Source organism: Pseudomonas sp. MNR3A (genome assembly GCF_009650575.1).
Lineage (GTDB): Bacteria > Pseudomonadota > Gammaproteobacteria > Pseudomonadales > Pseudomonadaceae > Aquipseudomonas > Aquipseudomonas machongensis.
Genome location: NZ_VZZS01000011.1, coordinates 34,467 through 60,904 on the forward strand (window position 1 = coordinate 34,467; position 26,438 = coordinate 60,904).

The following is a 26,438-nucleotide window of genomic DNA, read 5'->3' on the forward strand; positions in this document are numbered from 1 at the left end:
CTCAACCTTTAAAGCCAGCAACAACACCAACATTGTTAAATATCGAACCAGAAAATTGCACGCCACCTATTGAAAGTGATGAAACACCTCCATGCACATTATAACCAATAGGCCGCAGGTCAATCTCAGACACGACAGCTTGATCTTCGCCAGTTTGCTCTACCCTTAATACGGTAGAGCCATGAACTTTGACCAGCAATTGCCGTCCCGCCTCCTCTACCCGAACCCATGAGTGCTGGGCTATAGAGGAGTCAACCAGCAGAGTATTGCGTGCGCGATCAGGAGAGGTTACGCCATACAGCCATATCTGAGGTTTTACACCGGCACCTACGATAATTGGCAACTTGTTCCCAACAGAAAACAGATGCCCTCCACCCAACAATTTATTTGAACAAACATTCAAATTTTTGTAAGGACGGAAGTTTCTCGGCAACGAATCCAAAGTAAACATTATCACCCCCCTACTCTACGGCGTACTTTTGGCGCATCGGCAAAATGCTTATCTATTGCCTTCATCAGCGCCCTCTTATCATTCGGACAAAAATAGCCGATCGCACAGAGAACCAGAATTGCGCCACAACCCAGCCCCAGTGCCCACCACTCGCCCTTCGCGACTGCCGGGTTGGCGCTATTCTCTAGATAGGCAACAAGCTTGGGGAATATGCTCAAAAAGTATCCAAACGTCGCGAAACCGACGTTTAAGGCCCACCCATAGGCAGAGACCCATCCACTTTTCAATACGACGTGTTCAGATGCGCTCAAGGAGTAGTCCGCCTGCACAGTGGCGACCGACAGATACTCACCGCTGTAGAGGCTATCTGAATCCAGATTCTGGTAGGTAGTTTGCTGCTTGCTCGACAAGTCAATCACTCCCGCAATCGCTCAGCCCAATGGTGTGTGCTCAGCAACACCATTCGGAGATGGGGCCTATGCCCCACCCCAACCGCTCCGACTCCAATCCAATTGCTGGGCAAGCGGACTGGAACGACCTAAAGCGGTCTAACAGGTATAAAACCTGCCCTAATTTTGCCCTAACTGCGCAGGACAAAACGACGAAGCCCCCGAGAACACCAGTGTTTTCGGGGGCTTCGACTACTTCGTGTATGGCGGAGAGATAGGGATTTGAACCCTAGGTACTGTTGCCAGTACAACGGATTTCGAATCCGTCCCGTTCGACCACTCCGGCATCTCTCCAGTGGCGCGCATCATACCAGCGTTTTCGTTTCTGGCAAACCTTTTTCGAAAAAAATTCGCGTGGTATCAGGCGCTTGCGTGAGCGTGCGGGTTACAGCGGCACGCCCAGGCGCTTGGCGACTTCTTCGTAGGCTTCGATGACATCGCCCAGACCCTGACGGAAGCGGTCCTTGTCCATCTTCTTGCGGGTTTCCTTGTCCCACAGGCGGCAGCCGTCAGGGCTGAACTCGTCGCCCAGGACGATCTGGCCGTGGAATACGCCGAACTCCAGCTTGAAGTCGACCAGCAGCAGGCCAGCGTCATCGAACAGCTTGCTCAGCACTTCGTTGACCTTCAGCGACAGCTTCTTCATCTCGACCAGTTGCTCGGCGGTACCCCAGCCGAACGCGACAACGTGGGATTCGTTGATGAAGGGGTCGCCCTTCTCGTCGTTCTTCAGGAACAGCTCGAAGGTCGAAGGGGTCAGCTGGATGCCTTCCTCGACGCCCAGGCGCTTGACCAGGCTGCCGGCCGCGTAGTTACGCACGACGCACTCGACCGGGATCATGTCCAGCTTCTTGACCAGGCACTCGTTGTCGCCCAGCAGCTTGTCGAACTGGGTCGGCACGCCGGCCTCTTCGAGCTTCTGCATGATGAAGGCGTTGAACTTGTTGTTGACCATGCCCTTGCGGTCCAGCTGCTCGATGCGCTTGCCGTCGAACGCCGAGGTGTCGTTACGGAACAGCAGGATCAAGCGGTCGGCGTCGTCGGTCTTGTAAACCGATTTGGCCTTGCCGCGGTAGAGTTCGTCGCGTTTTTCCATGATGGGCTCCGCTTGCTTGAGTGGTTGGGCTAGGCGATTTCGCGCCAGTCGAGCCCGTGTTCCTGATTCGCCACCTGGAGCCAGTCCGGATCGCACCCCAAGGTGTCGACGAAGCACTGACGGGCCAGTTGTGGCAGGTTGTTCTTGCTGCTGAGGTGGGCCAGCACCAGGTGTTGCAAGTGCTTCCAGCCCAGCTCGGCCACCAGGTTGGCAGCCTGGTGGTTGTTCAGATGTCCTTGGCTGCCGCCGACCCGTTGCTTGAGAAAGTACGGGTAGTGCCCGCGTGCGAGCAGGTCACGGCAGTGATTGGCCTCGATCAGCAACGCGTCGAGACCCTGGTAACGCTCCAGCAGGTACGTATCGTAGCTGCCCAGGTCGGTAAGCATGCCGAAACGCCGGCGCCCGTCACTGATCACGTATTGCAGGGGTTCGAGCGCATCGTGCTCGACCCGCGCAGCACTGACCTGCAGGCTGCCGATGTCCAGTACGTCGCCACAACCGAGAAAACCGGCGACCTCCACCGGCTTGCGCATGCCGCGCAAGGTCCCTTGGCTGAGGTAGACCGGTACATTGTAGCGCCGCGACAGCAACCCGACGCCATGCACGTGGTCGGCATGTTCGTGGGTCACCAGCACGGCGCTCAGTTGTGCTGCCGATACCCCGAGCAGCGCCAGGCGCCGCTCGGTCTCGCGCAGGGAGAACCCGCAATCGACCAGGACGAAGGTATCGTCACTGGCGATCAGCGTGCCATTTCCCTGGCTACCGCTTCCCAGTACCGCGAAGCGCACTTAGCCCAGACGGTCCTGGATCGCGCTCAGCACGCGGCGGGCCACATCGGCCGGGGCCACGGTGTTGATGTTCTTCTCGACGGTAACCTGGACCGACTCGCCCACCTTGCTCAAGCGAACCTGGTAGCGCTCGGCACGTGCTTCACGCTCTTCCTTGCTCGGCGCGCTGCCGAACAGGCGGCTGAAGAAGCCCGGCTCGTTCTGCTTGTCCTCGGGTTTCTCGGACAGGTTGATGTAGTACAGGCCCAGGCTGCGGTTGATGTCCTCGACACGCCATTCGCCCTGCTCCAGGGCGCGGCCTACGCCAGACCAGGCGCGGTCCAGGTCAGAGCCCAGGAACAGCACCGGGTTGCCGCTGCCGTCTTCGCTCAGGCTGACCTGGCTCGGGGCATCGAAGTCACGCGCCGCGAGCAGCGACACCGAACCGCCCTTCTCGGCGCTGCGGTTCATGCTGGCCAGCAGCTCGTCGACCAGCAATGCGTCGACACCGGTGTTGCTCGACGTGCTCGGGAAGCCAGGCTCGGCGGTGCTGCCGGCCGGACGCTCGACGCTGACCACGTACACCTCGGAGGTGTTGCGCTGCACGCCGGGCTCCATGCGCACACGGACGCGCACTTCGCTGTCCGGGCTGCTGGAGGTGCTGGCCAGGCGCTGGCCGAGCGAGGCAGACAGCTCATCGAAGCGCTGCCAGGTGGTGTTGAACTCACCCGTCTGCGGACGCTCTTCGGCAATGCGGAAACCATTGTCTTCAAAGTACTGGCGCGCGACCGGCCAGACTTCGGCCGGCGAGCGCTGGGCCAGCACCCAACGGTTGGCACCGCTGCGCTGCAGGGTGAAATCGCTGACGTCGGCGCTGGCCGACAGCGGCTGCGGACGCGGCACTTCGAACTCGCCGGTGGCGTTGTCGTCGGCCACGTTGCGCGGGATCGGCAGCAGCGGATCCAGACGCTTGACGTTGGCGGCGTCCGGCGGCAGTTGCATCGGCGCAGTCGGGTGCGCCTGCAGGTAATCGCTGCCGCGGTCGCGGAAATAGCCATCCTCGCCCCACAGCCAGCCGCACCCGCTGGTGCTGGAGATGATCAGGGCGAGCGCGGAAAGACCAGCCAGTCGCTTCATGCGGTGTACTTCCTCGATTAAACCAGTACGCCGGACTGGCGCAAGGCAGTACGGACTTTTTCGTGACAGCCTTCGCTCAGCCAGGTCAGCGGCAGGCGAATGCCCTTGTGCATCAGGCCCATTTCCACCAGCGCCCACTTCACAGGGATCGGGTTGGCTTCGCAGAACAGGTCTTTGTGCAGCGGCATGAGTTTTTCGTTGATCGCGCGGGCCTTCTCGGCATTGCCCTCAAGGGCGGCCTCGCACAGGTCGGCCATTTCGCGCGGGGCGACGTTGGCAGTGACGGAAATGTTGCCCTTGCCGCCCATCAGGATCAGCTCGACGGCCGTCGGATCGTCGCCGGACATGACGATGAAGTCGCTGTCGACGCCCTCGATGATGGCCTTGGCACGGGCCAGGTCGCCGGTGGCTTCCTTGATGCCGATGATGTTCTTGACCTTCGACAGGCGGATCACGGTCTCGGCCTGCATGTCGCAGGAGGTGCGGCCGGGCACGTTATAGAGGATCTGCGGGATGTCGACGGCTTCGGCGATGTGCTTGAAATGCTGGTACAGGCCTTCTTGCGTCGGCTTGTTGTAGTACGGCACCACCAGCAGGCAGGCGTCGGCGCCGGCGTTCTTGGCGTTCTGCGTCAGGTGCACGGCTTCGGCGGTGGAGTTGGCGCCGGTGCCGGCGATCACCGGGATGCGGCGGGCGCTGCGCTTGACGCGCTCGACCACGTGCTTGATGACCAGGATGTGCTCTTCGACGTCAAGCGTGGCGGATTCGCCAGTGGTGCCGACCGCTACGATCGCGTGGGTGCCCTTTTCCAGGTGGAAGTCGACCAGTTTATCGAGGCTGTCCCAATCCAGACGCCCTTGTGCATCCATGGGTGTGACCAATGCCACCATACTGCCCGCGATCATGAAACTGCTCCTGCCGGAAAAAGAGAGCGGTAATGGTACTGGCGCCATCGACCTTGCACAAGCGAAGCTGGCGGGCGGAGCATTCCCCTCGGCCTCGCTTTTCGCTACCCTTGATTCTTTGATCGGCGCAGTGCGGCCCGCCGGGCCGTCGACAGTGCTCCACGCCAGTACTTCGTCACCCTCCAGAGGGCTGCGAATGCGGGTGACAGGGAGGCTAGCTCTCGTCCTTCGCCGACCGCTCATCGCTTTAGGAATGCTGCATGTCCACCGCCCCCCGCGAACAATTCCTCGTCATCAGTGCCTTGGGCCCCAATCCCATGGAGCTTGCCAACGTCCTCAGCCGCGCGGCCTTCGAAAACCGCTGCGCGGTCGTCACCTCGCGCCTGTCGCGCCACGGCGAAACCAGCGCCCTGGTACTGCAGGTCGGTGGCAGCTGGGATGCCCTGGCCCGTCTTGAGACCACCCTGCCCGGCCTTGGCAAGAAGCACGGCCTGACCCTCGATGTGGTGCGCAGCGCCGAGCAGGAGGTTCGCCCACAGGCCCTGCCCTATGTGGCCTACGTCAGCGCCGCCTATCGCCCGGACATCATCAACGAGCTGTGCCAGTTCTTCCTCGACCACCGCGTCGAGCTCGACGGGATGACCTGCGACACCTACCTCGCCCCGCAGACTGGCAGCAGCATGCTCAACGCCCAGTTCACCGTGATCCTGCCGGCCGGCACCCAGATCAGCTGGCTGCGCGACCAGTTCCTGGATTTCGCCGACGCCCTGAACCTGGACGCCCTGATCGAACCCTGGCGCCCACAGAACCCTGTCTAAGGAGCTCCCATGGCCGTTGCCATCGACCAACCCGTTGCCGACTTCCAGGCCCAGGCCACCAGCGGCCAGACCATCAGCCTGTCCGCGCTCAAGGGCCAGCAGGTGGTGCTGTACTTCTACCCGAAGGACAGCACGCCGGGCTGCACCACCCAGGGCCAGGGTTTCCGTGACCAGCACGAAGCCTTCAAGGCTGCCAACACCGTGGTGCTGGGCGTCTCGCGTGACGGCATCAAGTCGCACGAAAACTTCAAGGCCAAGCAGGGCTTCACCTTCGAGCTGATCAGCGACAAGGACGAGGCGCTGTGCCAGCTGTTCGACGTGATCAAGCTGAAAAAGCTGTATGGCAAGGAATACCTGGGCGTGGACCGCAGCACCTTCCTGATCGACAAGGACGGTGTGCTGCGCCAGGAATGGCGCGGGGTGAAGGTGCCCGGGCATGTGGATGCGGTGCTGGCGGCAGCTCAGGCCCTGAACAAGGCCTGATATCGCCTTGAATTGCTTCGCGGACAAGTTCGGCGTTCCGACTTGCCCGCGAATAAGAACGCTACGCCCCTACAGTAGTGGCGCCACCGTAGGCTCCTGCCTCGGCCAGGCATCGAGCACCGCCTTGAACAGCGTCGCCAGGGGAATGGCGAAGAAGATCCCCCAGAACCCCCACAGCCCACCGAACAGCAGCACCGCGCAGATGATTGCCACCGGGTGCAGGCTTACCGCCTCCGAGAACAGCAGCGGCACCAACACGTTGCCATCCAGCGCCTGGATGATCGCGTACACCGCCATCAGATAGATGAACTGATCACCCCAGCCCCACTGGAACAGCGCGATCAGGGTCACAGGCACGGTCACCACCACCGCCCCCACGTAGGGCACCACCACCGACAACCCCACCAGCAGCGCCAGCAGGGCCGCGTAGTTGAGCCCCAGGCTGATGAAAGCGATATAGGTGGCGATCCCGCAAATCAGGATCTCGATGCCCTTGCCGCGGATGTAGTTGGCGATCTGCCGATTCATCTCGTCGCCCACGCGAGTCAGCAACCTGCGCTCACGCGGGAGGTAGCCGCTGACCCAACGGGCGATCATCTCGCGGTCCTTGAGGAAGAAGAACACCAGGATCGGCACCAGCACCAGGTAGATCATCGCGTTGACCAGCAGCGGCAGGCTGGAGAGCGAGAACGTCAGCGCCCACTGGCCGAACTTGCCGATTTCACCGCGCACCGACTCGATAGCGCGCAGCACCTGCTCGTCCGAAACCAGGTGCGGATAGCGCTCGGGCAGCAGCAACAACAGCGATTGCCATTTACCAAGCATGCCCGGCAACTCGTTGAACAGGGTGATCAACTGGTGCCACAGCAGCGGCACCAGCACCACCAGGAACACTCCGAGCGCCCCCATGAAGAGGGCGAACACCAGCCACACCGCCATGCGCGTCGGCACCTTGAAGCGCTCCAGAGCGTTGACCAGCCCCTGCATGAGAAACGCCAGGACCATGCCCGCCAGCACCGGCGCGAGCATGCCACCGAGCGTGAGTACCACGGTGAAGCCCAGGAACAGCAGGACCGCCAGCACCACCGCTTCCTCATCGGAAAAGTAGCGCTGCATCCAGTCGCGAAGCACTTTGAACATTGACGATCCTTGGGAAAGAAGACTCAGGCCTTGCGCAGCCAATAGGTGTAGATCCCTGACTCGGCCGTTTCGCGAAGCAGCGTATGACCGGCAAGCTGGGCAAAAGTGCGAAAGTCACGCTGCGAGCCGGCATCGGTGGCCACCACTTTGAGGACCGCGCCGCTGGCCAGGCGATTGAGCTCCATTTTCGCCTTGAGCAGCGGCAGTGGGCAGTTCAGCCCGCTGGCATCGAGCTCAGCATCGCAGGTCGGGGTATCGATCATCAGGGGTCTCCAGGGCGGGCGCAACAAGGTGTTGCAGACGATGTCGGTAGGATACCGCCACTGGTCGCCAAGGTGCGAGCGGGCTACAGTAAGGGTTTTTGATCGACGCGAGCTTCGTGCATGAATCTACTGCGCCCCACCCTGCTGACGCTGGCCTGCCTGATGGCCCTTCCTGGCCACGCCGACGACCTGCCGTCGCTGGGGGATGCCAGCTCTGCGATCGTCTCGCCGAAACAGGAGCACGACCTGGGTCGTGCCTGGCTGAGCCTGCTGCGCGGCCAGGTCAACCAGCTCAACGACCCGCAGCTCAAGGACTACGTCGAGACCAGCGTGTACAAACTGGCCGAAACCAGCCAGTTGCAGGACCGACGCCTGGAATTCATCCTGATCGACAGCCGCGAGCTCAACGCCTTCGCCGCGCCCGGCGGCATCGTCGGGGTCAACGGCGGCCTGTTCCTCAACGCTCAGACCGAAGGCGAGTACGCCTCGGTGCTGGCCCACGAACTGGCGCACTTGTCGCAGCGCCACTTCGCTCGCGGTGTCGAGGCCCAGCAGCGTATGCAACTGCCGATGATGGCGGCGCTGCTGGCCGGTATCGTACTGGCCGCCGGCGGCGGTGGCGATGCCGGGATCGGCGTGATCGCCGGCACCCAGGCCGCGGCCCTGCAGGAGCAACGACGTTTCTCGCGGCAGAACGAGCAGGAGGCCGACCGCATCGGCATCCTCAACCTGGAAAAGGCCGGCTACGACCCGCGCAACATGCCGAGCATGTTCGAGCGCCTGGCCCGCCAGTATCGCTATGACGCCAAGCCACCGGAATTCCTGCTGACCCACCCGGTCACCGAATCGCGTATCGCCGACACCCGCAACCGCGCAGAACAGGCGCCCAAGGGCGGTGTCGAGGACAGCCTGCGCTACCAACTGATCCGTGCCCGTGTTGCCCTCACCTATGAAGGCACACCTGGCCTTGCCGCCAAGCGTTTCCGTGCCCAGCTCGACGAAAACCCCAACATTGACGCGGCCCGCTACGGCCTGGCCCTGGCGCAGATCAAGGGTGGCCAGTTGAACGAGGCACGGGAAAACCTCAAGCCGCTGTTGGCCAAGGCGCCCAACGACATCACCTACAACCTGGCGCAGATCGACCTGGACATCACCAACAATCGCCTGGCCGATGCCCAGCAGCGAGTCACCCGCATGCAGGGGCTGTATCCGGGCAACTACCCGCTCAAGCAGGTGAGCGCCGACCTGCTGGTCAAGCAGAGCAAGCCGGCCGAGGCGGAAAAGGTGCTGGATGACCTGGTGAAAAACCGGCCAGACGATCCGGATGTCTGGTATGAGGTGGCCGAGGTGCGCGGCCTGTCGGGCAACACGATTGGCCTGCACCGGGCACGAGCTGAGTACTTCACGCTGGTGGGTGATTTCGACCAGGCGATCCAGCAGTTGGACTACGCCAAGCGCCGGGCGGGAAGCAACTTCCCACTGGCGTCGCAGATCGACCAGCGCCAGCGGGAGATCATGGAACAGCAGCGGATGGTCAAGGACATGATGCGCTGATATGGACAGGGGCCGCTACGCGCCCCGATCGCGGGACGAGCCCGCTCCCACAGCGAGCGAGGGCATCACTCACTGAGGGAGCGGCGGTCTGGAGTCAGGCGTTGCCGGAGAGCTTGAGACGCGCCGCCTGGGTAAAGTCCAGCATCCGGTTCAGTGGCTTGATCGCCCGCGGAATCAGCGCCGGCTCGACGAAGATTTCATTGCTGCCCTTGCGCAGGCAATCCAGCGTGCGCTCCAGCGTGTTCATCGCCATCCACGGGCAGTGCGCGCAACTGCGGCAGGCGGCGCCATTGCCGGCGGTCGGCGCTTCGACGAACACCTTGTCCGGACACAGCTGCTGCATCTTGTAGAAGATGCCGCGGTCGGTGGCGACGATGAAGGTCTTGTTGGGCAGCGTCTGCGCAGCCTTGATCAGCTGGCTGGTCGAACCCACGGCATCGGCCAGGTCGATCACCGACTCCGGCGACTCCGGGTGCACCAGGATCGCGGCATCCGGATACAGCGCCTTCATGTCGGCCAACTGGCGCGACTTGAACTCTTCGTGAACGATGCAGGCACCATCCCACAGCAACATGTCGGCGCCGGTTTTCTTCTGGATGTAACGGCCCAGGTGCTGGTCCGGGCCCCAGATGATGGTCTCGCCGTTATCCATCAGGGTCTCGACGATCTCCAGCGCGCAGCTGGAGGTCACCACCCAGTCGGCACGCGCCTTTACCGCTGCCGAGGTGTTGGCATAAACCACCACGGTACGCTCCGGGTGCTGGTCGCAGAACGCCGAGAATTCCTCTACCGGGCAGCCCAGGTCAAGGGAGCAGGTAGCTTCCAGGGTCGGCATCAGGATGCGCTTTTCCGGGGTAAGGATCTTCGCGGTCTCGCCCATGAAACGCACACCAGCGACCACCACGGTGTCAGCCGGATGGTTCTTGCCGAAGCGGGCCATTTCGAGGGAGTCGGAAACGCAACCACCGGTCTCCTCGGCCAGGGCCTGGATCACCGGATCGCAGTAGAAGTGGGCAACCAGAACCGCGTTCTGTGCCTTGAGCTCGGCAGCGATGGCCGCACGGTAATCGGCCTCCTGCGCGGGCGTCAGCGGATGGGGCTGCTTGGCGTCAAGGTGGGCTTGAACCAGGAGACGTTCGGAAATCTGGGTCATGATCGCTGGACCTGCGTGCGCGTCAGTCGAGTGTACCACCCGGCCCTGGCAGATCGGCTAACGGTGCCGGATGGCCGGCAGTGGCGGGCCATCGCGGCCCATCTGCGGGCACGGATTATTATCGGACGGCGAAGGCTACAGGCAATCGGGGGAATGCAAAAGGGTTTTTGAAAGGGATGAGGCGTTCACGGAGGAACCCGTCCCCACAGGTGCATTGACACTGCAGGAACGGGCTTACCCGCGAAGCCCTCTCGGGAATCGTCAGCCCTGCGGCGACAAGGCTGCCAGGTGCATGCTCATCAGCATGGCAAACTCTTCGACAGTCATCTTCTTGCCGTTGAAGTCGACCATCCCATCGGCATAGTTCAGCTTCGACACGATATCGCTGCCCTCTTCCAGCGCCATCCCACTCTGCAGCGCCATCACGCCGAACATGTTGCCTGCCTGACCGGCTTGCTGGGCAATGGCCTGAGGATCATTCTGGCCATCGAGCAACGCTTGCAACGTCACCAGATCCACGACCATTGGCTTGGACACCGACAGCTTGCCCTGCAGGCGCGTGATCAGCTGCTTGGCGAACTGGTCCGGCGGCAGGTCGAAGGAGGTCGGATTGGCGAAGTCCAGCGACAGGTTGAAGTGGCTCTGGCCATTGGCCGTCTTGAACGACAGGTCTTCCACCGCCAGTTGCGGTTTGTCGGCCAGCAATTTCTGCAGGTCGCCCTGGACCTTGGCGGTCTCCTCGGGGCTCATGTTCAGCGACGGCACCGTCTCGCCGCGGGCAGCGGCCTCCTGCAGCTCGGGCGCCTTGGTCTGGTACCACTCCAGCAGTGCCTGAGTGGCCGGCATGTTCACCGACTTCATGCTCAGCACCATCTGCCCGCTGCCCACTGCGCGACCGGCGTAGGTGATGTCGGACACCTTGTACTCCAGGCGCCCACCCAGCTTGTCCTGGCCCTCGGCGCTGTACAGGCTGTTCTGCTCCAGCCCCTTGAGCACCAGCACGTCCTGCTTCGGTCCGAGCGTGGCTTGCAGATCGGCCAGCAGCAGGTTCAGGTGGCCGACATAGATCATGTCGTGGCCGGTACTGGTCAGCTCGCCACCAATCTTGAAGCCGTTGAACTGCAACTTGACCGGCGGGTGATCATCACCGACCAGGGTCATGTCCAGGCGCTCGGCATTGCCGTGGATTTCCACCGCCTTGCCTTCACGATCCCCTTTGAGCACCAGTTGCATGCCCGCGAAGTCGAGGACATTGCCATCACCTTCGTCCAGCTTCACCGGCGCCAGCCGGATGTCGCTCTCGACGCCACCGCCATAGCCCAGGCTGACCTGGCCAACCACCGGCGACGTGTCGCCTGCAGCGGCAAACCACGATGCGGTGCCGTCATCCTTCTGCAACTGGCTGTTGCTGACCGCCATCACCGGCAGCAGCTTGAGCGCCTTGACCCGCGACCAAGGGAAAGGGCCATGCTCGATATGGTCGATCACACCGACCTCGAAGCTCACCGGCTCACCCTCGCCGAGGCGCAGGTCGTTGGCCTTGAGCCGGTACTGCGCGTCGCTGGTGAACAGGTGCTGGTCAAGCGAGACCAACTCGATGGTCATGGTGCCACCCGTACCGACCAGCGCCTTCTGCAACTCCGCGTTGCCGCGGGCGATGGACTGCTCCAGTTCCGTCGGCAGCTGTTTGCCGGTGTACCAGGCGCCGGCAGTGGTGACGACGGCGATGGCGACGGCCAGGCCGGAAAGGATGCCTACTGATTTCTTCATGAATAGAACCGATTGCTGTCCATAGGGCTGATGGTGGCGCGAAGCACGCGACCGGGGGTGCCAAGCGTACCACTGTCGCTTGCCGACCGCGGTATTCGCCCGGGAGATTTTCCTGCACTTGCGACGCGTCCTACAACTGCCGACAGGTGACAGCTGCACAGAGCACATCTGTCCTCACTGATCAAACCGTTACAAGAGGCATGACCCACGACAAAGATCGTAAAATTTTACGAACACCAAAATCTGCTTTTTACTGTGAAAATCATATAACAGGGTTTAAGAGTGGATAAAAAGCCGATAAAAACCTGAAAACCTATCACCCTGTCATGTTTAACTTGACACCCAACCGTCCAATCGTCTTTTATTTTCCCCACCTTGCTCCGCGCCCTATACACCCAAAAAAAGACCGCGCCGCCATCATGCCTGTCCGCCCCTGCCCCCAGGCGCCGCCGTTTCGCCGGCCTCGCCCGTACTGACTCCCGCGCCCACGCGCGAACCTTCGCTCCGCTATAAAAGGTGAACAACATGGAGCTCATCCGCCCGACCTTGCCGTGCCCGTCGCCCGCCTCGTCCCGTCATCGCCGGGAGTGCCAGCATGCAGCCTGAGCACCCTGCCAGCCGTCACGAGCAGTTTCGCAAGTCCCTGCGCCTCTGGCAGGTCGTGATCATCGGCCTGGCGTACATCGCGCCAATGACCGTGTTCGATACCTTCGGCATCGTCTCCGGCATCACCGCCGGTCACGTGCCCAGCGCCTACATCCTGGCCCTGCTGGGCATCCTGTTCACCGCCGTGAGCTACGGCACGCTGGTGCGGCGGTTCCCGGAGTCGGGATCGGCCTACACCTACACGCAACGTGCGATCAACCCGCACGTGGGTTTCCTGGTCGGCTGGTCGTCGCTGCTCGACTACCTGTTGCTGCCGATGGTCAACGCCCTGCTGGCCAAGCTGTACCTGTCGGCGATGTTCCCCGAGGTGCCGGCATGGGTGTGGGTGGTGGCCTTCGTCACCCTGATCAGCCTGGTCAACATGCGCAGCATCAACCTGGTGGCCAACTTCAATACCCTGTTCGTGGCGGTGCAGATCGCGATCATGGCCGTGTTCGTCTACCTTTGCGTGTGCGGCCTGCACCAGGGCGAAGGGCTGGGCACGGCCTGGACGTTGATGCCGTTCGCCGATGAACAGACGCAGTTCAGTGCACTGGTCGCCGGCGCAACCATCCTGTGCTTCTCGTTCCTGGGCTTCGACGCCGTCACCTGCCTGTCAGAAGAAACCCGCGACCCGGCGCGCACCATCCCGCGCGCGATCTTTCTGATCGCCCTGATCGGTGGCGCGGTGTTCATCACCATGTCGTTCTTCATCCAGGCGTACTTCCCGACCATGGACCGCTTCCAGGATCATGAAGCCGCCCTGCCGGAAATCGCCCTGTACGTCGGTGGCAAGCTGTTCCAGTCGGTGTTCATCGCCTGCACGGTGATCAACACCATCGCCTCGGGCCTGGCGTCCCAGGCCAGCGTGTCCCGCCTGCTGTTCGTGATGGGCCGCGACAAAGTGATCCCGGCCCGCCTGTTCGCCCGTCTGCATCCGCGCTATCGCACGCCGGTGCTGAACATCGTGGTGGTGGGTGTGGTCGCCCTGTCGGCGATCTTCTTCGACCTGGTGACCGCCACCTCGGTGATCAACTTCGGCGCACTGATGGCCTTCAGCTTCGTCAACCTGTCGGTCATCAACCATTGCTATGTTCGCGAGCGGCGCAACAAGGGCCTGACCAACAACCTCAAGTATCTGGTGCTGCCGACGATAGGCTTTTGCATCATCGCCGTACTGTGGATCGACCTGGACGAGCACTCGCTGGCGTTCGGCGGCGCCTGGGCCTTGTGCGGCGTGCTGTACCTGGCCTGGCTGACCAAGGCGTTCCGCGTCGCCCCGCCAAGCTACGTGGCCGAATGACCCATCCTGCCGACAACGCCCGCGCCTGAACGCGGGCGTTGTCTTGATCGAGAAGGAAACGCTCCATGTCGCTGCGCCGTCTCTCCATCCAGTGGAAAATCACCCTGCTTGCCGGCCTGTGTCTGCTGGCGGTGGTCGCCTTGCTGGTAGCCACTTCGCTGATCCAATCCCGGCGCAGCGCCGAACAGGTGTTCACTGCCAACACCGAGTTGCTCGACCAGAGCGCGCGGCTGCGCCTGCAGGCCCACGCCGAGACCCAGTCGCTGCGCATCCAGCGCTATTTTATGGACGCCTATCAGTACGGCAACGGTTTCGCCCGCCTGGTGCAGGTGCTCAGGCCACGCGGCGGTGACCAATTGCGCAGCGACCTGGTCAAGGAAGCCGGTGCCGCACTGGCAGGCAACCCCGACCTGATCGGCCTCTACCTGGTATTTCAACCGGACGCTCTGGAGCATCAGGACGCGCGTTTCAGGGGGCAGGCCGAGTTGGGCAGCAACGAGCAAGGGCGCTTCTCGCTGTACTGGTCACGCGAAGACTCCGGCGAGGTCGCCTCCGAAGCGATGCCCGAATCGATGCTGGCCGACTCCAGCATCGGCGCCAACGGCTCAGCCTACAACCGCTGGCTGACCTGCCCGCTGGAAACGGCCAAGGCCTGTGTGCTCGACCCGTACTTCGACGAAGTCAACGGCCGTCAGGTACTGATGACCAGCATCGCGCTGCCATTGCTGGAAAACGGCAAGGTGATCGGCGTGCTTGGCCTGGACATTGGCCTGGACAACCTGCAGCAACTGAGCCTGGCCGGGCGCCAGGAGCTGTTCGAAGGCCAGGGCCAGGTCAGCATCGTCAGCCCCGTCGGCCTGCTGGCCGGACACAGCCAGGACGCCAGCCAGTTGAGCAAGCCCCTGGAGCAGGCGCTGGGTGAGGCGGTACGCGAACTGCTGGCACCGATGCGTGCCGGCCAGCCGGTCGAGCGCCAGGAAGGCGGGATGCTGCGCGTTGCCCACCCGTTCGCACCGATCCCCGACGCCGCGCCATGGCAGGTGCTGCTGGAAGTGCCGGAAGCGGTGCTGCGCGCCCCTGCCGTGGCGGTCAACCAGCGCCTGGACGCACACAACCAGCAGGCAAACCTCAGCAGCCTGCTGATCGGCCTGGTCGCCGCCGTGTTTGGCCTGCTGCTGGTGTGGCTGACCGCGCGCGGCGTAACACGGCCGATCCTTGCCGTGGCCGAACGCTTGCGCGATATCGCCAGCGGCGAGGGCGATCTGACCCGTCGCCTGGACTACGCCCGCGACGACGAACTGGGCCAACTGACAGGCTGGTTCAACCGCTTCCTCGACAAGCTCCAGCCGGTGATCGCCCAGGTCAAGGCGTCGCTGCACGAAGCACGCGGCACGGCTGACCAGTCGGCCGCCATCGCCAGCCAGACCAGTGCCGGCATGCAGTTGCAACATCGCGAGATCGAGCAGGTGGCCACCGCCGCCAACGAGATGAGCGCCACGGCGCAGGATGTCGCCCACAACGCCTCGCAGGCCGCCGAAGCCGCGCGCGGCGCCGACCAGGCCAGCCAGGAGGGCCTGCGACTGATCGCCAGCACCCGCCAGACCATCGCCAACCTGGCCGCGGGCATGGATGCGGCCATGGACGAAGCCCGTTCACTGGCCGGACGCAGTGAGCAGATCGGCTCTGTACTGGAGGTGATCCGCGCGATTGCCGAGCAGACCAACCTGCTGGCGCTCAACGCCGCCATCGAGGCCGCCCGTGCAGGCGAAGCCGGGCGCGGTTTTGCCGTGGTCGCCGACGAGGTGCGCAACCTGGCCCAGCGCACCCAGGTGTCGGTGGAGGAGATCCGCGTGGTGATCGAAGGCTTGCAGCAAGGCACGCGGGATGTGGTCGATGCCATGCAGGCCGGCCAACGCCAGGCCCAGGACAATGCCCAGCGCATGGACCAGGCGCTCCCGGCCCTGCAACGGATCGGCGAGGCCGTGGCGGTGATCAGCGACATGAACCTGCAGATCGCGTCGGCTGCCGAGGAACAGAGCGCGGTGGCCGAGGAGGTGAACCGCAACGTCGCAGGTATTCGTGATGTGACCGAGTCGTTGTCAGGGCAGGCCGAAGAGTCGGCGCGGATCAGCCAGGCGCTGAACCGCCTGGCCAATCAGCAGCAGGCACTGATGGAGCAGTTCAGGACCTGATCGGCGGTACTGCGGTGTTCACTCACCGAACACCCGCGAAGGATGGCGCAAGGTCGGGTCGAACGGATTGATCCTCGGCCCGATCGCCGCCGTTTCGCGCTTGAGCAACTCGACCACCATCGGCAGGCGCTCCGGCCCCAGCCGGTCGCTGATGGTCGCCACGCTCAACGCCGCCACGGCATGGCCATTGCCATCTAGGATCGGCACCGCCAGCCCGGCCATGCCTGGCAACACGCCGGTGTTGCGCGCGGCATACCCCTGGCGCCGCACGTTCTCCACCTCCGCGCGCAGGAACACCTCGTCGTACAGGTGGAAATCCCGTAGCCGCGGCAGGTTGTTGCGAATCACCGCCTCGCGCTCCTCCTCCGGCAGGAACGCCAGGATCGCCAGGCTCCCCTGCCCCACGCCCAATGCCACACGCCCACCGATATCGCTGGTGAAGGTACGGATCGGATACGGCCCTTCGCTGCGATCCAGGCACACCGCATCGAAGCCGCTGCGCGCCAGCAGAAACAGCGAGTCACCCAGCGAAGCCGACAGGCGCAGCAAGCTGGGTCGCACCAGATCGCGCAGGTTACCGCTGTTGCCTGCCCGCGCCGCCAGGGCAAAGAACGCCAGGCTCAGGCGATAACGCTTGCTGCGCGCCTCCTGCTCGACCATGCCTTCATCCACCAGGCTGCGCACCAGCCGGTGCACGGTTGGCTGGGACAGGCCCACCTGCTCGGCCAGCTCGATCACCCGCATGCCCTCCACCGGTGCCTCGCCCAATACCCGCAGCACCGCGAACAAGCGCGAGACCACACTGACCCCTGGTTCTTCCTGATTTCGCTTATCGGAATTCAACTTGCGCTTTTCCTCATCAGAATTTCATTGAATGAATAAAACTGAAAATAGTGCTCGACTCAGTGAAATTCGCCATTGAGGCCATCCTAGGCTTGCGCCTACTCTGCGTCCACCGGGACAAATCGAACAACACACCGGTGGCCTTGTGAGTATTCATCGGTCCTCGATTTGCCTCCTTGCATCTGCCCCAACAACAAGCGTGCCCGACACGCGACAAAAGACAGGTGGAACGCAGTCATGGCCTTTCTGCAGCTGGACAATCTTTGCAAACGCTACGGCGCGATCGACGCCGTGGTCGCCACCAACCTCGCCATCGAACAAGGCGAGTTCGTTTCCTTGCTCGGGCCTTCAGGCTGCGGCAAGACCACCACCCTGCAGATGATCGCCGGCTTCGTCGACGTCAGCAGCGGCCGCATCCTGCTCGACGGGCGCGACATCACCCACGCCAAGCCCAGCAGTCGTGGCCTGGGCGTGGTGTTCCAGAGCTACGCCCTGTTCCCGCACATGACCGTGGCCGACAACGTCGCCTTCGGCCTGCGCATGCGCAAGCAGCCTGAAGCCGAGATTCGCCGCAAGGTGACCGAGGTACTGACACTGGTGCGCCTGGACCGGCACGCCGAACGCTACCCACGCGAGCTGTCCGGTGGCCAGCGCCAGCGCGTGGCCCTGGCCCGGGCGCTGGTGATCGAGCCACCGGTGCTGCTGCTCGACGAGCCACTGTCGAACCTCGACGCCAACCTGCGCGAGGAGATGCAGTTCGAGATCCGCAGGATCCAGAGCGAAGTCGGCATCACCACGCTGATGGTCACCCACGACCAGGCCGAAGCCCTGTCGATCAGCGACCGCGTGGTGGTGATGCAGGCCGGACGCGTCACCCAGGTCGACGAGCCATATCGCCTCTACGAACACCCGCGCACCCGCTTCATCTCCGACTTCGTCGGCAAGGCCAACCTGTTGCCCGGCGAGCTGGACGGCGCAGGCCTGCCGCAGGTGCACCACTGCCGCGACGCCAGCCTGACCCTGAGCCTGCGCCCGGAAAAGATCGACCTGCTCGACAACGGCGTCGGTCGCCTGCAGGGCCGCATCCTGACCCGCTACTTCCTTGGCAGCCAATGGCTGTACCGCATCGGCACACCGCTGGGCGAGCTGACCGTGGTGCGGCGCAACGATGGCAGCGCCCCGCTCGGCGAAGGTGTCGATGTCGGCCTGGACTGGCAGCCCGAGCTGCTGCGGGTGCTCGCCGCCGACGAGGTGAGCGCATGAACAGCGCCGTGCCTGCCCCCGCCACCTGCGCCAGGCAACACCGTGACCTGCGCGGCTATTGGCTGTCGACACCAGCGCTGGCACTGTTCGCCGCACTGCTGATCGTGCCGCTGCTGCTGACCCTGGTGCTGTCGTTCAATGTGTTCGACTACGAAGTCGGCATCCGTGCCGACCACTGGACCTTCGAGCACTACCTGGCGCTGCTCGGCGACAGCTATTTCCTCGAAATCTTCTGGCGCACCTTCTGGATCAGCGCCCTGGTCACCCTGCTGTGCGTGGTGATCGGTGTACCCGAGGCCTACATCCTCAGCCGCATGGGCAGCCCGTGGCGCTCGATCTTCCTGGTGGTGATCCTCACCCCGCTGCTGATCTCGGTGGTGGTGCGTGCCTTCGGCTGGAGCCTGTTGCTGGGCGCCGATGGGCTGGTCAACCACGCCATCCAGGCCCTGGGTGGCGCGCCGATGAAGCTGTTGTACACCCCGTTCGCGGTGATCGTCGCGCTGGTCCACGTGATGCTGCCGTTCATGATCATCCCGGTCTGGACCAGCCTGCAGAAGCTCGACCCGGCCGCCGAACAGGCCGCGCTGTCACTTGGGGCCAGCCAGGCCAAGGTCATGCGCCTGGTGGTGCTGCCGCAGGTGATGCCAGGGGTGCTGTCCGGCACGCTGATCGTCTTCGGCCTGGCCGCCAGCTCCTTCGCCATCCCCGGCCTGCTCGGCGGACGTCGACTGAAGATGGTCGCCACGCTGGTCTACGACCAGTACCTGGCCGACCTGAACTGGCCCATGGGCGCGGCCATCGCCATCGCCCTGCTGCTGGTCAACCTGCTGATCATGCTGTCGTGGAACCGCATGATCGAACGCCGCTACAAGAAATCGCTGGGGTAACTCATGTCCAAGAACGGTCCTCTGGCCCTGACCTTCCACAGCCTGGTGGTGGTCTTCATGCTCGCACCGCTGGTGGTGGTGTGCCTGGTGGCATTCACTCCGGAAAACACCTTGAGCCTGCCCACGGCGGGGTTCTCGCTGCGCTGGTTCGAAGCGGTGTTCGAGCGCGCCGACTTCCTCGAAGCCTTCAACAACAGCCTGCAACTGGCGTTTCTTGCCGCCAGCCTGGCGACGCTGATCGCGGTGCCGGCAGGGCTTGCAATCACGCGCCTGCAGTTCCCGGGGCGCGACTTTCTCAACGTGCTGTTCCTGTCGCCGATCATCATTCCGCACCTGGTGCTGGGGGTGGCGCTGCTGCGCCTGTTCGCCCTGCTCGGGGTCAACGGCAGCTTCACCTGGCTGGTGCTGGCGCACACGGTGGTGATCACCCCGTATGTACTGCGCCTGGTGATCGCCGCCGCCATCGGCGTCGACCGCAGCGCCGAGCAGGCCGCCGAGTCGCTGGGTGCGAGCCGCTTCACGCTGTTTCGCAAGATCACCCTGCCGATGATCCTGCCCGGTATCGCCGGCGGCTGGCTGCTGGCGTTCATCAACAGCTTCGATGAGGTGACGCTGTCGATCTTCGTCACCTCCCCGGCCACCCAGACCCTGCCGGTGAAGATGTACGTCTACGCCACCGAATCCATCGATCCGATGATGGCTGCGGTGTCGGCCCTGGTGATCGCCCTGACGGCGGTGACCATGATTCTGCTCGACCGGGTCTATGGCCTGGATCGGGTCCTGGTAGGGAAGCACTGACATGGCCTTGTTCAAACGCCTCGCCGAGCGCCAGCGCCCGGTGCTGGAATTCACCCTCGACGGCGAGCCGGCCAGAGGCTTGCTCGGCGACACCCTGCTGACCGCCGTGCTGACCAGTGGAACGCACCTGCGCGGCAGCGACTTCAGCGCCGAGCCCCGCGCCGGGTTCTGCCTGATGGGTGCCTGCCAGGATTGCTGGGTGCGGTTGGGTGATGGCCGCCGCGTCCGTGCCTGCGCCACCGCGCTGGAAGCCGGACAGCAGGTGCTGCGCGAACCGGGGCGCCGGCCATGAGCGCCGTAGTGATCGTCGGAGCCGGCCCCGCCGGGATCCGTGCCGCGCAGACGCTGGTGGAGCACGGTGTGCGTCCGGTTCTGATCGACGAAGCCAGCCAGGGCGGCGGGCAGATCTATCGTCGCCAACCGGCCAACTTCACGCGACAGGCGCGCCAGCTCTACGGCTTCGAGGCTCGCAAGGCCAGCGCGCTGCACCAGACCCTCGACCAGCTCGCCGGGCACATCGACTATCGCCCCGGCACCCTGGTGTGGAACGCCGAACACGGCGCCCTGGACACCCTGCGCGACGGCCATGCCGCACACCTGCCCTACCAGCGCCTGATCATCGCCACCGGCGCCACCGACCGGGTGCTGCCAGTGCCGGGCTGGACGCTGCCTGGGGTCTACACCCTGGGAGCTGCGCAGATCGCACTCAAGCATCAGGGCTGCGCCATTGGCGAGCGCGTGCTGTTTTGCGGCAGCGGGCCATTGCTTTACCTGGTGGCCTACCAGTACGCCAAGGCCGGCGCCAAGGTACTCGGTGTCCTCGACAGCGCGCCCTTCAGCGCCCAGTGCCGCGCCCTGCCTGAACTGCTGGAGCAACCGGCAACCCTGGGCAAGGGCCTGTACTACCGCGCCTGGCTCGCCGCCCATGGCGTGCCGGTGCACCACGGCGCGACGCTGGAGCGCATCGAAGGTGAGCACCAGGTGCAACGGGCGTTGTGGTGCAAGGGCGACCAGCTTCATGACACCGAATGCGATGCGCTGGCCTTCGCCCATGCGCTGCGCAGCGAAACGCAACTGGCCGACCTGCTCGGCTGTGCATTCGACTGGAATTCGCTCAACCGCGCCTGGTTGCCGCGCCGCGACGAGGCCGGGCGCAGCAGCCAGCATGATGTCTACCTGGCCGGCGACGGCGCCGGGATCATGGGCGCCGACGCCGCCGAGATGGCAGGCGAACGCGCCGCCCTGGCTCTGCTGCAGGACCTCGGCCAAAGCGTCGATCTCCAGCGCTGCCGCACCCTGGAAAAACGCCTGACACGCATTGGCCGTTTCCGTGAAGGGCTGGAAGCCGCCTTTCCCTTCCCCGAGCGTTGGGCCGAGCAGGCAGCGGACGATCTGGTGGTGTGCCGCTGCGAAGAGATCAGCGTCGGTGAGTTGCGCGCCGTGGTCGGCGAAGGCCACTGGGAGATCAACCGGGTCAAGGCTCACTGCCGGGTCGGCATGGGCCGCTGCCAGGGCCGCATGTGCGGCGCGGCAGCTGCGGAAATCATCGCCAGTTGCAGTGGCAAGGCCCTGCACGAGGTCGGCCGCCTGCGCGCCCAGGCACCGATCAAACCCCTGCCCTTCGGCGTGGAGCATGACGCATGAGCCCGTGGATCGACTCGGAGGTGATCGTCATGGGGGCCGGTATCGTTGGCGCCTCGGCAGCGCTTGCCCTGGCCCGACGTGGCCGTTCGCTGACCTTGCTGGAACGCGGCTTCTGCGGCGCCCAGTCCAGCGGCGTCAACTACGGCGGTGTGCGCCGCCAGGGGCGCAGCCTGGCACAATTGCCATTGTCGCAGCGGGCACACCAGATCTGGGGCGAACTGCCTGCGCTGATCGGCATCGATGGCGAGTACCTGCGCTCCGGGCACCTGAAACTGGCGCGCAGCGAGGCCGACTTCGTCGCGCTGCAACGCTATGAAGCGGCCAGCCGCGACCACGGCCTGGACCTGCAACTACTCGACCGCACCACCTTGCGCGCCCGCTACCCCTGGGTCGGCGAGATCGCCGTCGGCGCTTCGTACTGCGCCGACGATGGCCACGCCAACCCGCGCCTGGTCTCCCCCGCATTCGCCCGCGCCGCCCGCCAGAAAGGCGCACGGGTCATCGAGCAGGCCGGCGACAGCCGTGTCGAGCACGATGGCCAGCGCTTCATCATGCACACCCAGAGCGGTCTGCGCCTGCGCGCGCCGTGGCTACTCAATTGTGCCGGTGCCTGGGCCGCCGACCTGGCGGCGCAGTTCGGCGAGCCGGTACCGATGGAGTCTGGCCACCCGGCGATGCTGGTCACCGAACCCTTGCCCTGGGTGATGAATGCCAGCACCGGTGTCGAGGGCGGCGGCATCTATGCCCGCCAGGTCGCCCGCGGCAATTGCGTGCTCGGTGGTGGGCGTGGCTTCGCCCTGGACGCCTACCGCGCCCGCCCAGGGCAATCGGCGGTGCTGGCGATCCTGCGCAACGCCGTCGAACTCTACCCGTTTCTGGCCGGTGCCCAGGCGATCCGCACCTGGAGCGGCACCGAGGGCTACCTGCCCGACCACGAGCCGGTGATCGGCGCCAGCACCACCCAACCCGGTCTGCTGCATGGCTTCGGCTTTGCCGGTGCAGGCTTCCAGATCGGCCCGGCAGTCGGCGAGGCGCTGGCCGAGCTGGTCTGCGACGGCGCCAGCCGCCAGCCGATCGAGGCATTTTCCATCCGTCGTTTCCAGGTCCGTCACGACCTGGCCTGTAACCACTAAGAGGAAGGTCGCTTTCATGAAGCACGTCAAACGTATTCTCGGCACCGGCTTGTCCTGCCTGTCACTGGCTATGCTCGCCGCCAGCCCCACGCTGCAGGCCGCCACCCCGACCCTGTACCTGGGCATGAACGGCGGCACCATGGAGCGTACCTACGCCGACAAGGTGCTGCCGGCCTTCGAGCAGGCGAACAACGTCAAGGTGGTGATCGTGCCCGGCACTTCGGCCGACCACCTGGCCAAGGTCCAGGCCAACAGCAAGAAGCCGCAGATGCATGTGGTGATGCTCGACGACGGCATCATGTACCGGGCCATCTCGATGGGGCTGTGCAGCAAGCTGCAGCCCAGCGAGGCCTTGTCGCAGATTCCGCAGAAGGCACGTATCAAGGAAGAAGCCGTAGCTGTCAGCCTCGGGGTCACGGGGCTGGCCTACAACACTCGCCTGTTCGAGAAGAACGGCTGGGCCGCACCAACCTCGTGGGGCGACCTGCAAGACCCGCGCTTCAAGGACAAACTGGTGTTCCAGTCGCTGGCCTCCTCGACCTTCGGCCTGCATGGCTTCCTGATGTACAACCGCCTCCAGGGCGGTGACGAAAGCAACGTCGAACCAGGCTTCAAGGCCTGGCCCAAACAGGTCGGGCCGAACGTGCTGGAGTACATCGCCAGCTCCGCGAAGATCTCCGAGATGGTGCAGACCGACGAAGCTGCGCTGTTCCCGCTGACGCCCACCCAGGTCACCACCCTGCAGGCCAAGGGCATTCCGGTGGCCTACGCCCAGCCCAAGGAAGGGGCGGTGGTGCTGAACTTCGCTGAATGCGTGGTAGCCAACAACGACCAGCCGGAGCTGGCGCAGAAGCTCGCCGCCTACCTGCTGACGCCTGCGGCCCAGGCCCCGGCGCTGGAGGAAGGCGACCAGATTCCGTCCAACCCCACGACCCCGACCACCGAACGCACGCGCGGCCAGGTCGAAGCGATGCAGCAGTACCAGCAGAGCGCCGTGGTGGTGAACTGGGACGAGGTCAACCAGCAGCGGCCACAGTGGAACGCGCGCTGGAGTCGCTCGATCGAACGCTGACCAGGGCGCGGATACAGGCGGAGCGGAGCCGAGCTGACCTAACGCCGGTAGGCTTGCCCGGTAGCGGGCCTGGGCCTACTCTGCGGGCAAAGCCGCCTCAGCCGAGCCAAAGAGCCCATGAACGACCCGTTGCAAACGCTTTGCTGGGATGACCTGCGCATCGTCAAGGCCATTGCCGATCACGGTAACCTGGTGGCCGCCGCCACTGCCCTGCAGGTCAACCACTCCACTGTCTCCAGACACCTGACAGCGCTGGAAACCTGTCTGGGCGTATGCCTGTTCGACCGCCGTCGCAGCGGCTATGTCGCAACGGATGCCGGCAGCGAACTGGTGGCCCTGGCTGGCCGTCTTGAGCTGGAGATTCTCAGCGTCGCCCGCCGCGTCTCTGGTCACGCCCAAGGACTTAAAGGCGAGCTGCGCATGACCACCAGCGATGCGCTGCTGCTGGACTTCCTCACCCCCATCGTCGCCCGCTTCCAGACCGCCAACCCACAGATCCGCATCGAGGTGAGCGTCGGCAACTCTGCGCTGAACCTGGCCAGGGGCGAGTCCGATATCGCCTTTCGCGCCACCCTCGCACCACCGGAAAACCTGTTCGGGCGCAAGGTCGCAACCATTGCCTGGGCGGTCTATGGCCGCAAACCTGTGCAGCCACTGCCGATGCCGCAGGCTCGTGAACTGGTGGGGATGCCCTGGGTCTCCTACGGCAAGGGATTGTCGGGCCTGCGGGCGTTCGACTTCGTCGAGCAGACCGTGGCCGCCGAGCAGGTGATCTACCGCAGCGACTCGGTCGCAGGCGTCGCCGCGGCCATCGCGGCAGGAATCGGTGTGGGCCTTCTTCCCTGCATGCATGGCGACCTGCAGCCAGGTCTGGTGCGCCTGAGCCCGGTGCAGCCGGAGGTCTACGATGAGCTGTGGATCCTCACCCATCCCGATATCCGCAAGTCCGGCAGGGTGCACGCGTTCATGCAGCATTGCGCCGAGGCCATCATCGCCCGGCGCGATTTCATCGAAGGCTGCGGGCGATTCGACTGAAGCCCCGTGCACCCTTGCGCGAGCGTCCGTGCATGCATGCACACTGCTCGCGCAGATGGCGCTCTAGACTCGCTGGCGTCGAGGGGGCCCTGCCCTCCCGATCTTTCGACGTACTCATGCAGCCTGCTGCCAGAAGGATCCCGCCATGACTATCAACGCTACCGCCAAGCCCGCCCGCTCACTGCTCAGCCCCGATGACCACGCCCTGGTGCTGATCGATCACCAGTCACAGATGGCCTTCAACACCAAGTCGATCGACATCACCAACCTGCGCGCCAATACCGGCATCCTCGCCGAAACGGCCAAGGGCTTTGGCGTACCGACGATCATCTCGACGATTTCCCGCGAGTCGTTCGCCGGCCCGCTGTTCGAGGAGGTCAGCAGGGCCTTTCCGGAGGCTGCAATCATCGACCGCACCACGTCCAACGCCTGGGAAGACGAGCAGTTCGTCGCCCGGATCAACGCCGTGGGCAAGCCACGCCTGGTGATCTGCGGGCTATGGACGTCGGTATGCTGCAACGGTCCGGTACTGTCGGCGCTCGAACAGGGCTTCGAGGTCTACGTGGTCACCGACGCCTGCGGCGACTGCACCGCCGAAGCCCACGAGCGCGCCGTGCAGCGCATGATCCAGGCCGGCGCCCGGCCGATCACCGCCCTGACCTACCTGCTGGAGCTGCAGCGTGACTGGGCGCGTACTGAAACCTACGACCTCACCACGGGCGTTGCACGCCAATACGGCGGCGCCTTCGGGGTCGGCATCCAGTATGTGAAGAGCATGTTCGCCGCCCACCAGGGGTGAGCTGATGAAGCCCTATCTGCTATCGCTTGGCATCGGCGTGGTGGTGGGCCTGATCTATTCGCTGACCGGCGTGCGCTCCCCTGCACCGCCGGTCATCGCGTTGGTCGGGCTTTTGGGAATGTTGGTCGGCGAGCAGGCGCTGCCGCTGGGCAAGCGCTTGCTGCGCATTGATCACACGGCCGAGCAGACCACAACGACCGAGCAACGGCGCCCCGCAGAACTGCGCGACCTGCCGCCCGACTGACGAGGCGTCAGCGGCCCTGACGGGCTCTGGCGTAGCCAAGGAAGGCGTCCAGGTCAGCGCTGCTGAGCATGCGCGCCACCTGCTTGACCTCTTCCATCGGCCAGTCCCACCAGGCCGCCTCCAGCAAGGCTTCGCGCACCGGCTCGTCGAAGCGCCAGCGGATGAACTTGCACGGGTTGCCGCCGACCACGGCAAACGGCGGTACATCGCGGGTGACCATCGCCCCGGCGGCAACGATGGCGCCATGACCGATGGTGACTCCGGAAAGGATCACCGCGTTGGTGCAAATCCAGCAGTCGCTGCCGATCACCACGTCGCCCTTGCTGGGGGCGTAATCCTTGATGTCTTCCAGGCCGTCGATCATTGCCGGAAAGGGATAGGTGGTCAGCCAGTCGGTTCGATGCTCGCCTCCCAACAGCACCTGAACACCTGCGGCGATGGAGGTGTAATTACCGATGCGCAGGACGGCATCATCACCAAAATCGGTGACCTCGGGGATGCCGTAGCTGCCCACGCCGACCGTGCTACGCGGATAGCGCAGGCGGATCTTCTCCGCCGCACGCTCAAGCTTGTCCATCGCCCGCAGACGCTTGC

26 protein-coding genes, 1 tRNA gene and 2 pseudogenes are annotated in these 26,438 nt (G+C 64.2%); 16 read left to right on the top strand and 13 right to left on the bottom strand.

Annotation, left to right across the window (positions count from 1 at the left end; all coding sequences use genetic code 11):
• Window position 1: 1 nt before the first annotated feature.
• The 7 genes from F6X62_RS09650 to dapA form a co-directional block, all read right to left on the bottom strand.
• Entirely contained in the window at window positions 2–451 is a 450-nt protein-coding gene (locus F6X62_RS09650; protein WP_153773362.1) for a hypothetical protein, read from the bottom strand.
• A gap of 2 nt (window positions 452–453) precedes the next feature.
• Entirely contained in the window at window positions 454–861 is a 408-nt protein-coding gene (locus F6X62_RS09655; protein ID WP_153773363.1) for a hypothetical protein, read from the bottom strand.
• A 243-nt stretch (window positions 862–1,104) separates the two neighbouring features.
• Window positions 1,105–1,194, bottom strand: a tRNA-Ser gene (locus F6X62_RS09660).
• 91 nt (window positions 1,195–1,285) lie between these two features.
• The gene (purC, locus tag F6X62_RS09665) at window positions 1,286–1,996 is read right to left on the bottom strand and encodes a phosphoribosylaminoimidazolesuccinocarboxamide synthase (protein ID WP_063545856.1); all 711 of its coding nucleotides are present in this window, start codon (window positions 1,994–1,996) and stop codon (window positions 1,286–1,288) included.
• A gap of 29 nt (window positions 1,997–2,025) precedes the next feature.
• Complete coding sequence (locus F6X62_RS09670) at window positions 2,026–2,784, bottom strand: MBL fold metallo-hydrolase (protein ID WP_153773364.1); 759 nt, start codon at window positions 2,782–2,784, stop codon at window positions 2,026–2,028.
• The gene (gene bamC, locus F6X62_RS09675; RefSeq protein WP_065862225.1) at window positions 2,785–3,900 is read right to left on the bottom strand and encodes an outer membrane protein assembly factor BamC; all 1,116 of its coding nucleotides are present in this window, start codon (window positions 3,898–3,900) and stop codon (window positions 2,785–2,787) included.
• 17 nt (window positions 3,901–3,917) lie between these two features.
• Entirely contained in the window at window positions 3,918–4,805 is an 888-nt protein-coding gene (dapA, locus tag F6X62_RS09680; protein ID WP_054890966.1) for a 4-hydroxy-tetrahydrodipicolinate synthase, read from the bottom strand.
• 260 nt (window positions 4,806–5,065) lie between these two features.
• Between dapA and F6X62_RS09685 the strand changes: the two genes are divergently transcribed.
• Window positions 5,066–5,623 carry a glycine cleavage system protein R gene (locus tag F6X62_RS09685; RefSeq protein WP_054890967.1) on the top strand — a complete coding sequence of 186 codons (558 nt, stop codon included), beginning with the start codon at window positions 5,066–5,068 and terminating at the stop codon, window positions 5,621–5,623.
• A gap of 9 nt (window positions 5,624–5,632) precedes the next feature.
• Window positions 5,633–6,106, top strand: a complete 474-nt coding sequence (locus F6X62_RS09690; RefSeq protein WP_054890968.1) for a peroxiredoxin — start codon at window positions 5,633–5,635, stop codon at window positions 6,104–6,106.
• Between the two features lie 69 nt (window positions 6,107–6,175).
• Here the strand turns inward: F6X62_RS09690 and F6X62_RS09695 are convergent, their stop codons facing one another.
• Both F6X62_RS09695 and F6X62_RS09700 read right to left on the bottom strand, forming a co-directional pair.
• Window positions 6,176–7,246 carry an AI-2E family transporter gene (locus F6X62_RS09695; protein WP_054890969.1) on the bottom strand — a complete coding sequence of 357 codons (1,071 nt, stop codon included), beginning with the start codon at window positions 7,244–7,246 and terminating at the stop codon, window positions 6,176–6,178.
• A 23-nt stretch (window positions 7,247–7,269) separates the two neighbouring features.
• Entirely contained in the window at window positions 7,270–7,509 is a 240-nt protein-coding gene (locus F6X62_RS09700; protein ID WP_054890970.1) for a sulfurtransferase TusA family protein, read from the bottom strand.
• A gap of 120 nt (window positions 7,510–7,629) precedes the next feature.
• On the opposite strand from F6X62_RS09700, the gene F6X62_RS09705 reads away from it, so the two are divergent.
• A complete protein-coding gene (locus F6X62_RS09705) occupies window positions 7,630–9,063 on the top strand; it encodes a M48 family metalloprotease (protein ID WP_065862227.1) in 1,434 nt (477 codons plus the stop codon).
• A 94-nt stretch (window positions 9,064–9,157) separates the two neighbouring features.
• On the opposite strand, the gene nadA is transcribed toward F6X62_RS09705, so the two are convergent.
• The gene (nadA, locus tag F6X62_RS09710) at window positions 9,158–10,216 is read right to left on the bottom strand and encodes a quinolinate synthase NadA (RefSeq protein ID WP_054890972.1); all 1,059 of its coding nucleotides are present in this window, start codon (window positions 10,214–10,216) and stop codon (window positions 9,158–9,160) included.
• Between the two features lie 261 nt (window positions 10,217–10,477).
• Window positions 10,478–11,986 carry a YdgA family protein gene (locus F6X62_RS09715; RefSeq protein ID WP_153773365.1) on the bottom strand — a complete coding sequence of 503 codons (1,509 nt, stop codon included), beginning with the start codon at window positions 11,984–11,986 and terminating at the stop codon, window positions 10,478–10,480.
• A 595-nt stretch (window positions 11,987–12,581) separates the two neighbouring features.
• On the opposite strand from F6X62_RS09715, the gene F6X62_RS09720 reads away from it, so the two are divergent.
• The 3 genes and pseudogenes from F6X62_RS09720 to F6X62_RS25620 all read left to right on the top strand — a co-directional run.
• Complete coding sequence (locus F6X62_RS09720; RefSeq protein ID WP_153773366.1) at window positions 12,582–13,934, top strand: APC family permease; 1,353 nt, start codon at window positions 12,582–12,584, stop codon at window positions 13,932–13,934.
• A 284-nt stretch (window positions 13,935–14,218) separates the two neighbouring features.
• A pseudogene (locus F6X62_RS25615) lies at window positions 14,219–15,268 on the top strand (HAMP domain-containing protein); the annotation flags it as partial.
• 345 nt (window positions 15,269–15,613) lie between these two features.
• Window positions 15,614–16,126 (top strand): annotated as a pseudogene (locus F6X62_RS25620) (methyl-accepting chemotaxis protein); the annotation flags it as partial.
• Between the two features lie 18 nt (window positions 16,127–16,144).
• Here F6X62_RS25620 and F6X62_RS09730 read toward each other — a convergent pair.
• Window positions 16,145–16,969, bottom strand: a complete 825-nt coding sequence (locus tag F6X62_RS09730) for an IclR family transcriptional regulator (protein ID WP_153773368.1) — start codon at window positions 16,967–16,969, stop codon at window positions 16,145–16,147.
• Window positions 16,970–17,206: 237 nt separating this feature from the next.
• On the opposite strand from F6X62_RS09730, the gene F6X62_RS09735 reads away from it, so the two are divergent.
• From F6X62_RS09735 to F6X62_RS09780, 10 genes are all read left to right on the top strand, one after another.
• Window positions 17,207–18,232 carry an ABC transporter ATP-binding protein gene (locus F6X62_RS09735; RefSeq protein ID WP_153773369.1) on the top strand — a complete coding sequence of 342 codons (1,026 nt, stop codon included), beginning with the start codon at window positions 17,207–17,209 and terminating at the stop codon, window positions 18,230–18,232.
• Window positions 18,229–19,119, top strand: a complete 891-nt coding sequence (locus tag F6X62_RS09740) for an ABC transporter permease (protein WP_153773370.1) — start codon at window positions 18,229–18,231, stop codon at window positions 19,117–19,119. Before F6X62_RS09735 ends, F6X62_RS09740 begins: the two co-directional genes overlap by 4 nt.
• A gap of 3 nt (window positions 19,120–19,122) precedes the next feature.
• Window positions 19,123–19,917 (top strand): ABC transporter permease, encoded by a 795-nt coding sequence (locus F6X62_RS09745; RefSeq protein WP_054890980.1) that lies wholly within the window; start codon window positions 19,123–19,125, stop codon window positions 19,915–19,917.
• Between the two features lies 1 nt (window position 19,918).
• Window positions 19,919–20,209 carry a (2Fe-2S)-binding protein gene (locus tag F6X62_RS09750; protein ID WP_125931589.1) on the top strand — a complete coding sequence of 97 codons (291 nt, stop codon included), beginning with the start codon at window positions 19,919–19,921 and terminating at the stop codon, window positions 20,207–20,209.
• Complete coding sequence (locus tag F6X62_RS09755; protein ID WP_153773371.1) at window positions 20,206–21,561, top strand: NAD(P)/FAD-dependent oxidoreductase; 1,356 nt, start codon at window positions 20,206–20,208, stop codon at window positions 21,559–21,561. Before F6X62_RS09750 ends, F6X62_RS09755 begins: the two co-directional genes overlap by 4 nt.
• A complete protein-coding gene (locus tag F6X62_RS09760) occupies window positions 21,558–22,694 on the top strand; it encodes an FAD-binding oxidoreductase (RefSeq protein WP_153773372.1) in 1,137 nt (378 codons plus the stop codon). Before F6X62_RS09755 ends, F6X62_RS09760 begins: the two co-directional genes overlap by 4 nt.
• Before the next feature lie 16 nt (window positions 22,695–22,710).
• Window positions 22,711–23,766, top strand: coding sequence for an ABC transporter substrate-binding protein (locus F6X62_RS09765; protein ID WP_054890984.1), 1,056 nt, complete (start codon window positions 22,711–22,713; stop codon window positions 23,764–23,766).
• A gap of 117 nt (window positions 23,767–23,883) precedes the next feature.
• On the top strand, window positions 23,884–24,801 hold the full coding sequence (locus F6X62_RS09770) for a LysR family transcriptional regulator (protein WP_153773373.1): 918 nt from the start codon (window positions 23,884–23,886) through the stop codon (window positions 24,799–24,801).
• 145 nt (window positions 24,802–24,946) lie between these two features.
• The gene (locus F6X62_RS09775; protein WP_153773374.1) at window positions 24,947–25,600 is read left to right on the top strand and encodes a hydrolase; all 654 of its coding nucleotides are present in this window, start codon (window positions 24,947–24,949) and stop codon (window positions 25,598–25,600) included.
• A gap of 4 nt (window positions 25,601–25,604) precedes the next feature.
• The gene (locus F6X62_RS09780) at window positions 25,605–25,844 is read left to right on the top strand and encodes a DUF1427 family protein (RefSeq protein ID WP_054890987.1); all 240 of its coding nucleotides are present in this window, start codon (window positions 25,605–25,607) and stop codon (window positions 25,842–25,844) included.
• Window positions 25,845–25,851: 7 nt separating this feature from the next.
• Here F6X62_RS09780 and F6X62_RS09785 read toward each other — a convergent pair whose 3' ends face one another.
• Window positions 25,852–26,421 carry a CatB-related O-acetyltransferase gene (locus F6X62_RS09785; RefSeq protein ID WP_054890988.1) on the bottom strand — a complete coding sequence of 190 codons (570 nt, stop codon included), beginning with the start codon at window positions 26,419–26,421 and terminating at the stop codon, window positions 25,852–25,854.
• Window positions 26,422–26,438: the final 17 nt, after the last annotated feature.

Bases quoted from the DNA above. Each gene is read 5' to 3' on its own strand.
- F6X62_RS09740 (WP_153773370.1), top strand. From the start codon at position 18,229: ATGAACAGCGCCGTGCCTGCCCCCGCCACCTGCGCCAGGCAACACCGT.
- F6X62_RS09775 (WP_153773374.1), top strand. From the start codon at position 24,947: ATGACTATCAACGCTACCGCCAAGCCCGCCCGCTCACTGCTCAGCCCC.
- F6X62_RS09720 (WP_153773366.1), top strand. From the start codon at position 12,582: ATGCAGCCTGAGCACCCTGCCAGCCGTCACGAGCAGTTTCGCAAGTCC.
- F6X62_RS09755 (WP_153773371.1), top strand. From the start codon at position 20,206: ATGAGCGCCGTAGTGATCGTCGGAGCCGGCCCCGCCGGGATCCGTGCC.
- F6X62_RS09705 (WP_065862227.1), top strand. From the start codon at position 7,630: ATGAATCTACTGCGCCCCACCCTGCTGACGCTGGCCTGCCTGATGGCC.
- F6X62_RS09715 (WP_153773365.1), bottom strand. From the start codon at position 11,986: ATGAAGAAATCAGTAGGCATCCTTTCCGGCCTGGCCGTCGCCATCGCC.
- bamC (WP_065862225.1), bottom strand. From the start codon at position 3,900: ATGAAGCGACTGGCTGGTCTTTCCGCGCTCGCCCTGATCATCTCCAGC.
- F6X62_RS09685 (WP_054890967.1), top strand. From the start codon at position 5,066: ATGTCCACCGCCCCCCGCGAACAATTCCTCGTCATCAGTGCCTTGGGC.
- F6X62_RS09650 (WP_153773362.1), bottom strand. From the start codon at position 451: ATGTTTACTTTGGATTCGTTGCCGAGAAACTTCCGTCCTTACAAAAAT.
- dapA (WP_054890966.1), bottom strand. From the start codon at position 4,805: ATGATCGCGGGCAGTATGGTGGCATTGGTCACACCCATGGATGCACAA.
- F6X62_RS09760 (WP_153773372.1), top strand. From the start codon at position 21,558: ATGAGCCCGTGGATCGACTCGGAGGTGATCGTCATGGGGGCCGGTATC.
- F6X62_RS09700 (WP_054890970.1), bottom strand. From the start codon at position 7,509: ATGATCGATACCCCGACCTGCGATGCTGAGCTCGATGCCAGCGGGCTG.
- F6X62_RS09690 (WP_054890968.1), top strand. From the start codon at position 5,633: ATGGCCGTTGCCATCGACCAACCCGTTGCCGACTTCCAGGCCCAGGCC.
- F6X62_RS09750 (WP_125931589.1), top strand. From the start codon at position 19,919: ATGGCCTTGTTCAAACGCCTCGCCGAGCGCCAGCGCCCGGTGCTGGAA.
- F6X62_RS09770 (WP_153773373.1), top strand. From the start codon at position 23,884: ATGAACGACCCGTTGCAAACGCTTTGCTGGGATGACCTGCGCATCGTC.
- nadA (WP_054890972.1), bottom strand. From the start codon at position 10,216: ATGACCCAGATTTCCGAACGTCTCCTGGTTCAAGCCCACCTTGACGCC.
- F6X62_RS09745 (WP_054890980.1), top strand. From the start codon at position 19,123: ATGTCCAAGAACGGTCCTCTGGCCCTGACCTTCCACAGCCTGGTGGTG.
- F6X62_RS09695 (WP_054890969.1), bottom strand. From the start codon at position 7,246: ATGTTCAAAGTGCTTCGCGACTGGATGCAGCGCTACTTTTCCGATGAG.
- purC (WP_063545856.1), bottom strand. From the start codon at position 1,996: ATGGAAAAACGCGACGAACTCTACCGCGGCAAGGCCAAATCGGTTTAC.
- F6X62_RS09765 (WP_054890984.1), top strand. From the start codon at position 22,711: ATGAAGCACGTCAAACGTATTCTCGGCACCGGCTTGTCCTGCCTGTCA.
- F6X62_RS09785 (WP_054890988.1), bottom strand. From the start codon at position 26,421: ATGGACAAGCTTGAGCGTGCGGCGGAGAAGATCCGCCTGCGCTATCCG.
- F6X62_RS09780 (WP_054890987.1), top strand. From the start codon at position 25,605: ATGAAGCCCTATCTGCTATCGCTTGGCATCGGCGTGGTGGTGGGCCTG.
- F6X62_RS09735 (WP_153773369.1), top strand. From the start codon at position 17,207: ATGGCCTTTCTGCAGCTGGACAATCTTTGCAAACGCTACGGCGCGATC.